The 12461-nt window shown below is 71.6% G+C and carries 12 protein-coding genes; 6 read left to right on the plus strand and 6 right to left on the minus strand.

Going from position 1 to position 12461, the window contains the following annotated elements; genetic code table 11:
• The first annotated feature begins 102 nt into the window (after positions 1 to 102).
• From K2224_RS06085 to K2224_RS06095, 3 genes are all read left to right on the plus strand, one after another.
• A complete protein-coding gene (locus K2224_RS06085) occupies positions 103 to 954 on the plus strand; it encodes a hypothetical protein (RefSeq protein ID WP_221905604.1) in 852 nt (283 codons plus the stop codon).
• 185 nt (positions 955 to 1139) lie between these two features.
• Positions 1140 to 2045, plus strand: coding sequence for a helix-turn-helix domain-containing protein (locus tag K2224_RS06090; RefSeq protein WP_260692349.1), 906 nt, complete (start codon positions 1140 to 1142; stop codon positions 2043 to 2045).
• Between the two features lie 151 nt (positions 2046 to 2196).
• Positions 2197 to 2835 carry a DUF4232 domain-containing protein gene (locus tag K2224_RS06095; RefSeq protein ID WP_221905605.1) on the plus strand — a complete coding sequence of 213 codons (639 nt, stop codon included), beginning with the start codon at positions 2197 to 2199 and terminating at the stop codon, positions 2833 to 2835.
• A 37-nt stretch (positions 2836 to 2872) separates the two neighbouring features.
• On the opposite strand, the gene K2224_RS06100 is transcribed toward K2224_RS06095, so the two are convergent.
• Positions 2873 to 4699, minus strand: a complete 1827-nt coding sequence (locus K2224_RS06100) for an NHL domain-containing thioredoxin family protein (RefSeq protein ID WP_221905606.1) — start codon at positions 4697 to 4699, stop codon at positions 2873 to 2875.
• A gap of 64 nt (positions 4700 to 4763) precedes the next feature.
• On the opposite strand from K2224_RS06100, the gene K2224_RS06105 reads away from it, so the two are divergent.
• Complete coding sequence (locus tag K2224_RS06105; RefSeq protein WP_221905607.1) at positions 4764 to 5294, plus strand: LURP-one-related/scramblase family protein; 531 nt, start codon at positions 4764 to 4766, stop codon at positions 5292 to 5294.
• Between the two features lie 238 nt (positions 5295 to 5532).
• A complete protein-coding gene (locus K2224_RS06110) occupies positions 5533 to 6357 on the plus strand; it encodes a maleylpyruvate isomerase family mycothiol-dependent enzyme (protein WP_221905608.1) in 825 nt (274 codons plus the stop codon).
• A 104-nt stretch (positions 6358 to 6461) separates the two neighbouring features.
• On the opposite strand, the gene K2224_RS06115 is transcribed toward K2224_RS06110, so the two are convergent.
• From K2224_RS06115 to K2224_RS41300, 3 genes are all read right to left on the minus strand, one after another.
• The gene (locus tag K2224_RS06115) at positions 6462 to 7715 is read right to left on the minus strand and encodes a nitrate/nitrite transporter (RefSeq protein ID WP_399019966.1); all 1254 of its coding nucleotides are present in this window, start codon (positions 7713 to 7715) and stop codon (positions 6462 to 6464) included.
• Between the two features lie 107 nt (positions 7716 to 7822).
• Positions 7823 to 8509 (minus strand): GntR family transcriptional regulator, encoded by a 687-nt coding sequence (locus K2224_RS06120; protein WP_221905610.1) that lies wholly within the window; start codon positions 8507 to 8509, stop codon positions 7823 to 7825.
• Positions 8510 to 8645: 136 nt separating this feature from the next.
• On the minus strand, positions 8646 to 9506 hold the full coding sequence (locus K2224_RS41300) for a GNAT family N-acetyltransferase (RefSeq protein WP_221905611.1): 861 nt from the start codon (positions 9504 to 9506) through the stop codon (positions 8646 to 8648).
• 206 nt (positions 9507 to 9712) lie between these two features.
• Between K2224_RS41300 and K2224_RS06130 the strand changes: the two genes are divergently transcribed.
• The gene (locus tag K2224_RS06130) at positions 9713 to 9892 is read left to right on the plus strand and encodes a hypothetical protein (RefSeq protein WP_221905612.1); all 180 of its coding nucleotides are present in this window, start codon (positions 9713 to 9715) and stop codon (positions 9890 to 9892) included.
• Between the two features lie 106 nt (positions 9893 to 9998).
• Here the strand turns inward: K2224_RS06130 and K2224_RS06135 are convergent, their stop codons facing one another.
• Both K2224_RS06135 and K2224_RS06140 read right to left on the minus strand, forming a co-directional pair.
• Positions 9999 to 11456 carry a dihydrolipoamide acetyltransferase family protein gene (locus K2224_RS06135; protein WP_221905613.1) on the minus strand — a complete coding sequence of 486 codons (1458 nt, stop codon included), beginning with the start codon at positions 11454 to 11456 and terminating at the stop codon, positions 9999 to 10001.
• A gap of 21 nt (positions 11457 to 11477) precedes the next feature.
• Entirely contained in the window at positions 11478 to 12461 is a 984-nt protein-coding gene (locus tag K2224_RS06140) for an alpha-ketoacid dehydrogenase subunit beta (RefSeq protein ID WP_221905614.1), read from the minus strand.

The following is a 12461-nucleotide window of genomic DNA, read 5'->3' on the forward strand; positions in this document are numbered from 1 at the left end:
GCCGCGAGCCGATCACGCGAGCGGCACAGGGACCGAGGACGCGGAGGGTCACCGGGCATGGACGAACACGGCACCACGCAGGCGGGGGAAGACACGAGCTCCGTGGAGCTCGGAGGAGCCACGGCCCGTCGGACCCTGCTGCGCCGGGTGGTTCCGGCGGTCGTCGCGGCCGGACTCACCACGGGAGGACTCGCCGGGGTCGCGCGCGGCGCCGCACCCGAGGCCCGGAAGGCCGCGGCCGCCGACTTCCCCACCTGGGGCACCCGTTGGGTGGTGCACACCACCGCGGACACGCACTCCCCCGCCGTCGGGATGATCGACACCACCGGGCCGGGACGGGACCGGATCACCGCCGACTACCAGGTCGACACCGGCCGCCGGGTGTGCGAGGGCAGCGCCTGCTCGACCTTCATGGCCCACCTCACCCGACCGTTCCGCGGCTATCTCACCGCGGTCGCTGTGGACATACCGCAGGACCGGCTGCCGGGGATACCCGTCCAGGGCGGTCCGCCGCCGCAACCGGGCACCTCGCGCCAGGAAATGCTGGCGCGCGCCGCCACCTGGATGACCGCCGACAACGGCGCGCAAGTCCCGTACGGCCAGGACAGGTTCTGGAAGGACGGCTACCGCCAGGACTGCTCCGGCTATGTGTCGATGGCACTCGAACTGCCGGCGCCGGGCACCAACACCGTGGGGCTGGCCACCGACCACAGCCTCACCCGACCCATATCGCTCGGCGCGCTGCGGGGCGGGGACCTGCTCATCGACGCCACGGGCGACAACAACAGCCGGCATGTCGTCATCTTCGAGACGTGGAACAACCCCGCGCACTCCTCGTACACCGCCTTCGAGCAGCGCGGCGGCCACGGCACCGACCACCGGAGCCTGACCTACGGACTGCCGGGCGGCGACAGCGCGTTCAAGCCCTACCGGCCCGTGGCGTTCGGCGACTGAACGCCACGGACGGCGGCCGGTCCGTCCGGCGGGTCCGGGCCACGGAGTCCACCGAGCGGGCGGCGCACCGTTTCACGTGAAACGTCACCGAACGGTCCGTGTTCGTTCCGGATCGGGTAACGAGGGGCACTTCCGTCACAGGGGAGCGGAAGTGCCCCTCGCACGCGCATGGCCACTGTGCTGGAATGCGAGACGTGCCCGGCCATGAGAACGACGCCACGAACATCCGCCGCAAACCACTGGCCCCGCTCCCAGCCGAACTCTCCGGCCCCGTACGCGACTTCGCCTCCGCACTCCGCCGCATGCACGGCGAACTGGGATACAGCCTCCAGGAGTTGGCGGGAAGGCTGCCGGCCAGCCGCTCGTCCCTCTCGCGGTATCTGCGCGGGCAGAGCCTGCCCGACGAGCGGCTGCTGGTGCAGTGGTGCAAGCTCTCCTTCACCGGCGAGGACCGGCTGCCCGCGCTGGTGAAGCTGCTGCATCGGGCCCAGGAGGCGGCGGACGAGGCGCCTGCGCCCACCGCGGCGCCGCACACCGGGACCGGGCCGGGCGCCGAGGAGCCTGCGGAACAGACGGAACCGGCGGGCGCCGAGCCCGGGGACCTCCCGCCCCGGCGGCGCCGGCTGCGCCTGACGCTCGCCGGGCTCGGCACCGCCGCCGTCCTCGCCGGAGCCGCGTTCGCCGTCCTGGCGCTGACCGGCTCCGGTCCCGAGGGCCGGACGGGCGGGGACGGCGCCGGACGGGGCCCGTCCGCGGCGAGCCCGGGCCCGGCGACCGGCCCCGCCCGGGTCACCGTGAACAACGTCGAGCAGGTCTGCCGGCACAGCCGTACCGACTACTGCGCGCTCGGGCTGGCACGCGACCCCTATGCGCCGTACCAGCGCCCCAACGTCGTGGGCCACGTCTGGCACGGTGACACGCTGCACGCCGTCTGCAAGATCGCCGACGGGATCACCGTCACCGACGAGGCGGGCGGCCACAGCAGCATCTGGTTCCGGGTCGCGCACAGCGGCGGTCCGGCCTGGCTGCCGGGCATCCGCATCCGGCCGGAGCAGCTCGACGACGCGCTGCCCCGCTGCGCAAACCGCTGAGGGCCGGGTTTGCCGGGCGGTGTCGGGGAAAGACGAGCGCAGGGCGGTGCGGAACGGACCCGCCCTGGCCTTCCCCGCGGCGGTCGCTATCGTGGCCGTGCCATGACGTAGCCGCCCCGCCGTCCGCAGTACCTCCCTGGGGGAACCCTCCATGACCGCACGACGCACCCGCCGCCGCTCCGCCGCCTACGCCGCGCTCGCGCTCGGCCTGGCCGGCTCGGTCGCCCTGACCGGCTGCAACAGCCACTCGTCGAAGTCGAAGAAGAGCTCCTCGTCCTCCAAGAGCAAGAAGCGCAAGATCATCGGTGGGGGCGCCGCGGCAGGGGTGGGCGCGGGCGCGGCGGCCAACCGTCATGCGTCGAACTGCAACCTCACCACGTCCCGGCTCCAGTTCGGCCAGCAGACGGGCCCCAAGGGGTATGTGACCGTGCGGTACCAGAACTCCTCCGGCACGCTGCGCTGCACGCTGTACAACGCACCGCTGCTGTCGTTCGACCAGGCGAAGACGCCGCTGCCGATGGTGAGGCCGGGCTCGGGCCACGTCGTGACCCTCCGCCCGCACGGCACCGCCTACGCGGTCATCCCGACCACGAACCCCGCGGCCCTGGGCACCAAGCAGAAGAACGTGGCCGTCCAGTTCATGGGCCGCTCCTCGGGGTCCCCGACCACCGACGAGCCCGTGGTCTACGACTTCGTGGCCAAGCACGACGTGATCTCCGTCGGCCGGAGCAAGGTCACCAACTGGAACAGCAGCCTCTCCGGCGCCAAGCTGGAAGCCGGCGTCGGATAGCTCCCCCGTGGCCGCGGCACACCGGCCGGGGCCGGAGTTACTCCGCGTCCAGCCCCGCCAGCACGAGACCCAGCCGGGCCACGCCGTCCGCGGTGATCCGGACCGGGACGCCCCAGTCCTGCTGGTGCACATGGCAGGCCGGGTACTCGATGTCCGGGGCGTCGTCGCAGGACGCGGCCATCGCCGAGACATGCAGCACGCCCTCGGTCACATCGTCCGCGAGGACCAGGTCCCGCGCCAGATCGGTGCCCGCGCCCGCCCCCTCGGCGAGGAGTTCCGGCGGTGTGGCACTGACCAGCAGCCGCGTCGAGGGCCCGTAGCGGGTGTCGAGCTTCTGGCCGGCCGGCGCCTGGAAGACCACGTCCAGCCGGAGTGTGCCCGGGGCGATGTCGGTGGCGGCGCGCTGGGTGCGGTGGGCCACCGACTCGACGCGGACCGCCTCCTCGGGGAGCCGGAGCCGGGTCAGCCGGTGCCGCGCGGACTCCACCACCACGATGTCGTCGTCGGCGAGGACCGCCGCGGAGGGCTCCCGCAGATCGGTCGCGAGCGTGGTCACCTCGCCGCTCGCCGGGTCGTAGCGGCGCAGCGCGTGGTTGTAGGTGTCGGCGATCGCGACCGAGCCGTCGGGCAGTGCCGTCACCCCCAGCGGGTGCTGGAGCAGGGCCTGCTCGGCGGCGCCGTCGCGGTGCCCGAAGTCGAAGAGTCCGGTGCCGACCGCCGTGCGGACGACATGGCCGTCGGCCGGGGCGCCCGGATCGCCGTTCGCCGCCCGCTCGATCCAACGGACCGCGCTGGTCTCGGAGTCGGCGATCCACAGCCGGTCGCCGCCCGCCGCGATCCCGGAGGGCTGGGCGAACCACGCCTCCGCGGCGGGGCCGTCGACCAGGCCCTCGTTGGTGGTGCCGGCCGCCACCGTCACCGTGCCGTCGGCCGGGTCGTAGGTCCAGATCTGGTGGACGCCGGCCATCGCGATCCACAGCCGGTCCTGCCACCAGGCGACGTCCCACGGCGAGGAGAGGTCCACCTCGCGCGCCGGGCCGGAGGTCGGTGAACCCTGCCACCACTGCCTGCCGGTGCCGGCCACCGTCTCCAGGGCGCCGGTCGCGGGGTCGAGGACCCGGATGGCGTGGTTGACGGTGTCCGCGACGGCGACCCTGCCGTCGGGGAGCAGCGCCAGCCCCTGCGGCTCGTTGAAGGAATCCGGGCCCAGCCCGCGCTCGCCGGTGCCGATCCGGCGCAGCACCTGCTCGCCGTCGGCCGCCAGCTCCACCAGTTGGTGCCGGGTGGTGTCGGAGACCAGGAAGGTGCCGCCGGGCAGCCGTACCGCCTTGCCGGGGAAGCGGAGGTCGGTGGCGACCGGCTCCGGCGGTACGTAGGGGCCGTCGCCGCGCCGCAGCGTGCCCTTGGCGCCGTGCTCGGCGATCAGCTCCTCGACGAGGCTCTCGATGGCGTGCGCATGGCCCTCGCCCGCGTGCTGGGCCACGACATAGCCCTCGGGGTCGATCACCACCAGCGTCGGCCAGGCCCGGACCGCGTACTGCTTCCACGTGGCCAGCTCGGGGTCGTCCAGGACGGGGTGCTCGACGCCGTACCGCTCGACGGCGTCGACGACGGCCTGGTGCTCGGCCTCGTGGACGAACTTCGGGGAGTGCACGCCGATGATCACGACCGAGTCGCGGTGGCGCTCCTCCAGCTCCCGCAGCTCGTCCAGGACGTGCAGGCAGTTCACACAGCAGAACGTCCAGAAATCGAGGATGACAATGCGTCCTCGCAGGTCGGACAGAGTGAGGTCGTTTCCGCCGGTGTTGAGCCAGCCGCCCTTGCCGATCAGCTCGGGGGCCCGGACGCGCGCACGTGAAGCCATGTGGACATTCAACGTCACTCCGGTGCGTACGCATTCCGCAGGGGGCGTGGGGAACACGTCACCCATGCTGCAATCCCACGGGGAGCACGCCCGCCGCTCCCGCAAGTACTTCGTGCACGACCGGATCTTCGGCATCGGCGAGGACTACTGGGTCGACGACGAGCACGGCCGGCACGCCTTCCTGGTGGACGGGAAGGCACTGCGTCTGCGGGAGACCTTCGAGCTCAAGGACACCGAGCGGCGGGTGCTGGTCACCATCCGCAAGAAGATGTTCAGCATCCGCGACACGATGACCATCGAGCGGGACGACCAGCCGCTGGCGACGATCAAGCGCAAGCGGCTGTCCCTGCTGCGCCACCACTACCGCGTCGAGCTGGTCGACGGCACCGAGCTGGACGTCAGCGGCAAGCTCCTGGACCGGGAGTTCGCGATCGAGTACGACGGCGAGCTGCTCGCCGAGATCTCCCGACGCTGGCTGACCGTCCATGAGACCTACGGGGTCAACGTCATCCGGGACGACGCGGACCCGGCACTGCTGATCGCCGTCGCGGTGTCCGTGATCCGGATGGCCGAGCGGGAACGGGAGGACGACTGAGAAAGGCCCGGACGTACCGGTCAAATCCTCCGGAACAGACGGGAATTGGCCGGTACCACCAGCTCAGCGCCCATCGGGAGCGGCGAATCGCGCACAGTACCACCGGCAACGCTTTCGAGCGGCCCCGCCGTCGAACATCCACCTACGATGGTCACCCGAAAGCACTGCCGGGGTGCCCGTGCGCAGCGTAACTTAACTGCCAGACAGCAGCCCGCGTACGAACCGTTCGAGGGGTCCCGTGACCGTCCATCCCAGCCTTCAGTCCTCCATCGATGCCTGGACGCACTCCATAGAAGCGATAACCGAGCTGGTGACGCCGCTCGTCGAGGGGGAGTGGAACAGGGCGACGGACCTCCCAGGTTGGTCCGTGCGCGACATCGTCTCCCATGTCATCGGCCTGGAATGCGAGATGCTGGGCGACCCCCGGCCGATCCACACGCTGCCGCGCGATCTCTACCACGTGCGCACCGAATCGGCCCGCCGGATGGAGGTCCAGGTCGACGTCCGCCGGCACCACACCGCACCGGAGATGCTCAGCGAGCTCGAATACACCGTCATCCGGCGTTCCCGGCAGCTGCGGAACGAGACCCGCCAGCCGGACAGCGTGGTGCGCAGCCCGCTCGGCGAGGAGCGCACCCTCGAATTCGTCCTGGAACAGCGGGCGTTCGACGTCTGGGCACACGAGCAGGACCTGCGCCGTACGCTCGGCAAGCCCGGAAACCTCGACTCGCCGGGCGCTCTGGTGACCCGCGATCTGCTGGTGCGGGTCCTGCCCGGCATCGTCACCAACCGGGCCAAGGCACCAGCCCGTTCGGCGGTGGTCTTCGACATCAGCGGTCCGATGGAGTTCATGCGCACCGTTCGGGTCGACGACGAGGGCAAGGCCACCGTCGACAGCAGTGTCTCGCTGGGGCCGACGGTGACACTGGCGATGGACTGGGACACCTTCCACCAGCTGGCCTGCGGCCGGGTCCGGCCGGCCGCCGTCGCCGAGCACATCAAGATCGACGGTGACCAGGAGCTGGCCCAGGCCATCCTCGACAACTTCGCGGTGACGCCGTGACGCCGGATCGCTGTTTCACGTGAAACCGAAGCCTTCGCCGACGTCGACGCCGATGTGCCGCCCCGAGGCGCGTGCGCCGGAGGCGGCACCGGCACCGGTCGTTCTCAGGCCGGGACGTGCACGGCCTCGACCCTGCTGACGACCAGCCGCTCCCGCTCACGCCGGGCCGCACGGCTGCGCAGCCGCAGGATCTGGGTGACGCCGAGCGCCTCCAGCACGAAGACCGAGGCGAAGGCGATCCGGTAGTTGTCGCCGGTGGCGTCGAGGAGGACGCCGACCGCGAGCAGGGTGGTCATCGAGGCGGTGAAGCCGCCCATGTTGACGATGCCGGAAGCGGTGCCCTGGCGCTCCGGCGGGTTGGCCGGCCGGGCGAAGTCGAAGCCGATCATCGAAGCGGGGCCGCAAGCGCCCAGCACCGCGCAGAGCGCGATCAGCAGCGCCATGGGAGCATGCGCGGCGGGCCAGCTCAGGGTGAGCGCCCACACCAGGGCGGTGGCCACGACGGTGCCCAGCGCCAGCGGCAAACGGGCCGCGTGGTGGCGGGCGATGACCTGCCCGTAGACCAGGCCCACGGCCATGTTGGAGAGCACCACGAGCGTCAGCAACTCACCGGCCGTGCCACGGGAGAGCCCCTGGGCCTCCACGAGGAACGGCAGGCCCCACAGCAGCAGGAAGACCATCGCCGGGAACTGCGTGGTGAAGTGCACCCACATGCCCAGCCGGGTGCCGGGCTCGCGCCAGGCGTCGGCGATCTGCCGGCGGACGAATGCCGCGCCGCCGTGCTCGCGGGGCGCGGGCGGCGGGGCGAAGCCCTCGGGGTGGTCCTTGAGGAAGAGCAGCAGCAGGACCAGCACGGCGATCCCGCCCACGGCACTGCCGGCGAAGGTCGTCGTCCAGCCGAAGGTGTGCAGCAGCCGGGCCAGGACGAGCGTGGAGATCAGATTGCCCGCCATCCCGACCAGGGCGGCGATCTGCGCGACCATCGGGCCGCGGCGGGCCGGGAACCACCGGGAGCCCAGCCGCAACACGCTGATGAACGTCATCGCGTCGCCGCAGCCCAGCAGCGCCCGTGAGCCGAGCGCCATGGCGTACGAGTCCGAGAACGCGAAGCCGAACTGCCCGGCCGTGTACAGGATCACGCCCAGCGCCAGGACCCTCTTCGCGCCCAGCCGGTCGACCAGCACGCCGACGGGTATCTGCATCCCCGCGTAGACCAGCAGTTGGAGGATGGAGAAGGTCGAGAGCGCGGAGGCGTTGATGTGGAAGCGGTGCGCGGCGTCCAGGCCGGCCACACCGAGGCTGGTGCGGTAGGTGATCGCGACGAAGTAGACCGCGACACCGATGCTCCAGACGGCCACCGCCTTCCGGCCGCCGGGCGGGTCCGAGGGCAGCAGGCGGGTGCCGCCCGCCCCTATGCCGCCGCCGATGGAACTGCTGCTTCCGGCGGCGCCGTCGGCACTGCCACTCATCGCTCGTCCCCCCGCGCGAGATTGCGGACCCAGCTGACGTGCCGCTGCACGGCCTCGGTGGCGGCCTCGGCGTCGCCGGCCCGCAGCGCCTCCAGGATTTCGGTGTGCTCGGCGATGTTCTTGGCGATCCGGTCGGGGTGGGCGTGCATCACCGCGACGCCCATCCGCAGCTGCCGGTCGCGCAGTTGCTCGTAGAGCCGGTCGAGGATCTGGTTGCCGGCGCTGCGCACGATGGCGGCGTGGAAGGCGCGGTCGGTGACCGACACGGCGGCCAGGTCGCCCGCCGCGGCCTGCTCCCGCATGGTCTCCACCAGCTCGGTCAGCTCGCTGATCAGCGCCTCGGTGGCGGGCACGGCCTTGGCCGCCGCGTGCTTCTCCACCAGCAGCCGGGTCTCGACGACGTCGGCGATCTCCTGTGCGGAGACCGGCAGGACCAGCGCGCCCTTCTTCGGGTAGAGCCTGATCAGCCCTTCGACCTCCAGCCGCAGCAGCGCCTCGCGCACGGGGGTCCGGGAGACCCCGACGGCCTCGGCGAGCTCCCCTTCGGTCAGCAGCATCCCGCCCTCGTAGCGGCGCTCCAGGACGGCGTCCTTGATGTGGGTGTAGACCCGCTCGGCGGCGGGCGGCTGTTTGGCGGAAACGGGACCGGTCTCCCTTGTGGGGGCGGTGGACGCTGATGGCATGCACACAGGATAGATACAACAGATTCGTGGCCGGTACGCCGTTCCGCGATGCGGACGATCTAGAGGGTGTTTGTCCTGATAGAGGCGTTATGAGTGACCGGCCGGGGCCCGTATCGAGCCACCGGCCGGCCCGCGCTCAGACAGTCATCCGGCCCTGCGCGACCAGGCGGTCCACGACCTGGCGATGGGCGGGCGCACAGCGCTCGAAGGACTCCGCGCGGTCGAACCACGCGTACTCGGCGATCTCCCGGCCGGGAGCCGGCTCGATGTCCTGGGGGCCGCCGGTGAAACAGGTCATGTGGAGCCGGCGGCCGTTCTTGCCGTGCGCCACGTCGTGGACGACGAACGCCTCGGACAGCTCTTCGGCGGCGATCCGCAGACCGAGTTCCTCGGAGAGCTCCCGGGAGAGCGCCTGGTTCGCGGTCTCCCCCGGCTCGTACTTGCCGCCGGGGAGGTAGAAGGTGTCGTTGCCCCTCGTCCGCACGCTCAGCAGCCGTCCGTCGCGCACATGCAGCCAGGACACCGACCGCAGGGGCGCTTCGCGCTCCATGGTGAGCAGCGGGTGCCCGGTCCGGTCGTCGATCCGCCGCCCGCTCTCGGTGAATCCCAGCTGGGCGAAGAATCGCCGGGCGCGGTCGTCGGCCTCGGAGACCGCGGCGGTCAGCGCGCCGTACCGCGCGGCCGCGTGCTCCACCAGCTCCCGGCCGATGCCGCCGCCCTGCGCCTCGGGCACCACGAACAGCCCGCCGATCTCGACGTCGCGGTCACCGCCGTCGCCGACGCCCAGCAGCCGGAGCAGTCCGGTGACGGCCCCGTCGCGCTCGGCAACCCAGTTCTCCGCGCCGGCGGGATACACCTCACGAAGGACCCGGGCCCGCTCTCCTTCGCCTTCCCCCTCGGTGATCGAATGCGCCTGCTGCGACGCCCTGGACCACAGGTCGCACACCACGTCCTGATCTGCATCGCGGTAGCGCCGGATGACCGTGTGACTGTTCATTTCGCCGACCGTAAACAGCCGGGCCCGCACCGGCAAACCCATTCCCGTCCGGCGCCCTCCCCGGTCGACAGGGGGACCCCAGGTTGATCCCGGGTCCGACTCAAGGTGTACGCGAGTCCGTACCTGACGCGTACGGAACGCGCCGGATTCCGTGGGTGAATGGAGCCACGGAGCCGATACGGCCTACCGCACAAGGGGAGTTGACCATGCAGTCCAGGACGCACACCGGCCGCCGCGCCCGCAACGCCGCCGTGCTGGCCCTGATCGTCGCCGCCGTCTGGGCGGGCGCCGCACTGACCCGTGGCGCCGCCGCACAGGCCGACCCGTCCGCCCCGACCGGCCCGCTGGCGCACTTCAGCCGTGTGGTCGAGCTCGTCAGGGGCTGAGCAACGACGAGGGGCGGTGTTTCACGTGAAACGCGCCGACCGTTTCACGTGAAACACCGCCCCCGCTGCCGTGACGGGCCCGGCCCGGCCGGTCAGTCCCGGCGGCTCACGCCCAGGTGATCAGCCGCTTGGGCCGCTCCAGGACCGCCGCGACATCCGCGAGCAGCTTGGAGCCCAGCTCGCCGTCGATCAGACGGTGGTCGAAGGAGAGCGCGAGGGTGGTGACCTGGCGCGGCTTGATCTTGCCCTTGTGGACCCACGGCTGGAGCTTGATCGCACCGAAGGCGAGGATCGCCGACTCCCCCGGGTTGAGGATCGGGGTACCGGTGTCGACACCGAAGACGCCGACGTTGGTGATGGTGACCGTGCCACCGGTCATCGCCGCCGGAGTGGTCTTGCCCTCGCGCGCCGTCGCCACCAACTCGGCCAGCTCCGTGGCGAGTTGCGGAAGCGTCTTGACGCCCGCGTCCTTGATGTTCGGGACGATCAGCCCGCGCGGGGTGGCCGCGGCGATGCCGAGGTTGATGTAGTCCTTGTAGACGATCTCCTGATTCGCCTCGTCCCAGGCGGCGTTGACCTCCGGGTGACGCCTGATGGCGACCAGGAACGCCTTGGCGACCAGCAGCAGCGGGTTGATCCGCAGCCCGGCCAGGTCCGGGTCCTGCTTCAGCTCCTGGACGAGCTTCATCGTGCGGGTCACGTCGACGGTGATGAACTCCGTGACGTGCGGCGCGGTGAAGGCACTGGCGACCATCGCCTGGGCGGTGGCCTTGCGCACGCCCTTGATCGGCACCCGCCGCTCGCGAGCGGCGTCGAAGGCGGTGACGGGGGCGACGGCCGGGACGCCCGCCTCGGCTTCGGCGGAAGCGGCGGCCGGCGCCTCGGCCGGTGCGGCGGCCGCGTGGACGTCGTCGCGGGTGATCACGCCGCCCGGCCCGGTCGGGGCGATCGTCGCCAGGTCGATGCCCAGGTCCTTGGCCAGCTTGCGGACCGGGGGCTTGGCCAGCGGACGCTCACCGACCGGGGCGGAGGCGGCGGGCACCACCGGCGGCGCCGGCACGGCGACCGGGGTGGCGGGCGGAGCCGGCGCGGCCCGCCCGTTCAGCTCCGCCTGGAGCCCGGCGGTCACCGGCTCCGGCTGCGGCTTGCGTGCCCGGCGCTTGGTCGAGGACGGCGCGGCGCCGTAGCCGACCAGCACCGCCTGCCGGCCCTGCGGCTCGGCTTCCTCCTCGGCGTCCGCGGCGGGCGCGGCGGCCTCCGCGGGCTGCTCCTGGACGGGCCCGGCGCCGGGGTCGGTGTCGACCGAGATGATCACGGTGCCGACGTCGACGGTGGTGCCCTCGTCGAAGTTCAGCGTGTGCACCACCCCGTCATAGGGGATGGGGAGTTCGACGGCGGCCTTGGCGGTCTCGACCTCGCACACGACCTGGCCGTCGGTGACGGTGTCACCGGGCCGGACGTACCACTTGAGGATCTCGGCCTCGGTGAGCCCCTCGCCCACGTCGGGCATCTTGAACTCGCGGATGCGCTGCGCGTTCGCGGCGCCGGCGGTCCCTGCAGTCATGGTCACGACTCTCCTCAGCCCTCAGTACGCCAGCGCGCGGTCAACGGCGTCGAGCACCCGGTCCAGCCCCGGAAGGTACTCGTCCTCCAGCCTGGACGGCGGGTAGGGGGCGTGGAAGCCGCCGACCCGCAGCACCGGTGCCTCCAGGTGGTAGAAGCTGCGCTCGGTGATCCGGGCCGCGATCTCCGCACCGGAGCCGAAGAAGACCGGCGCCTCGTGGACCACCACCAGCCGGCCGGTCTTCTCGACCGAGGACTGCACGGTGTCGAAGTCGATCGGGGAGATCGAGCGCAGGTCGACGACCTCGACCGACTTGCCCTCCTCGGCGGCGACCTTGGCGGCGTCCTCGCAGACCTTCACCATCGGGCCGTAGCCGACCAGCGTGAGGTCCGAACCGGTCCGGGTCACCCGGGCCTTGTGCAGCGGGTCCGGGATCGACTCGGTGTCCAGGCGCGACTTGTCGTGGTAGCGGCGCTTGGGCTCGAAGTAGATGACCGGGTCGTCGCCGGCGATGGCCTGCTGGAGCATCCAGTAGGCGTCGGAGGAGTTCGAGGGCGTGACGATCTTGAGGCCCGCGACATGCGCGAACAGCGACTCCGGGGACTCGGAGTGGTGCTCGACGGCGCCGATGCCGCCCCCGTACGGGATGCGGATGACGACCGGCATCTTGACCTTGCCGAGCGCCCGCGCATGCATCTTGGCGAGCTGGGTGACGATCTGGTCGTAGGCGGGGAAGACGAAACCGTCGAACTGGATCTCCACGACCGGGCGGTAGCCGCGCAGGGCCAGGCCGATCGCGGTGCCGACGATGCCGGACTCGGCGAGCGGGGTGTCGATCACCCGGTCCTCGCCGAAGTCCTTCTGGAGCCCGTCGGTGACCCGGAAGACGCCGCCGAGCTTGCCGACGTCCTCACCCATGACGAGGACCTTGGGGTCTGCCTCCATGGAGGCCCGCAGCGAGGCGTTGATCGCCTTGGCGATGGTGATCTTCTCGTGGACGGCCAT

Source organism: Streptomyces sp. BHT-5-2 (genome assembly GCF_019774615.1).
Lineage (GTDB): Bacteria > Actinomycetota > Actinomycetes > Streptomycetales > Streptomycetaceae > Streptomyces.

What these genes read in the sequence shown, in the direction of transcription:
- K2224_RS06090 (WP_260692349.1), top strand. Translation starts at nt 1,140, where the DNA reads ATGCGAGACGTGCCCGGCCATGAGAACGACGCCACGAACATCCGCCGC.
- K2224_RS06095 (WP_221905605.1), top strand. Translation starts at nt 2,197, where the DNA reads ATGACCGCACGACGCACCCGCCGCCGCTCCGCCGCCTACGCCGCGCTC.
- K2224_RS06100 (WP_221905606.1), bottom strand. Translation starts at nt 4,699, where the DNA reads ATGGCTTCACGTGCGCGCGTCCGGGCCCCCGAGCTGATCGGCAAGGGC.
- K2224_RS06105 (WP_221905607.1), top strand. Translation starts at nt 4,764, where the DNA reads ATGCTGCAATCCCACGGGGAGCACGCCCGCCGCTCCCGCAAGTACTTC.
- K2224_RS06120 (WP_221905610.1), bottom strand. Translation starts at nt 8,509, where the DNA reads ATGCCATCAGCGTCCACCGCCCCCACAAGGGAGACCGGTCCCGTTTCC.
- K2224_RS41300 (WP_221905611.1), bottom strand. Translation starts at nt 9,506, where the DNA reads ATGAACAGTCACACGGTCATCCGGCGCTACCGCGATGCAGATCAGGAC.
- K2224_RS06130 (WP_221905612.1), top strand. Translation starts at nt 9,713, where the DNA reads ATGCAGTCCAGGACGCACACCGGCCGCCGCGCCCGCAACGCCGCCGTG.
- K2224_RS06135 (WP_221905613.1), bottom strand. Translation starts at nt 11,456, where the DNA reads ATGACTGCAGGGACCGCCGGCGCCGCGAACGCGCAGCGCATCCGCGAG.
- K2224_RS06140 (WP_221905614.1), bottom strand. Translation starts at nt 12,461, where the DNA reads ATGGCCGTCCACGAGAAGATCACCATCGCCAAGGCGATCAACGCCTCG.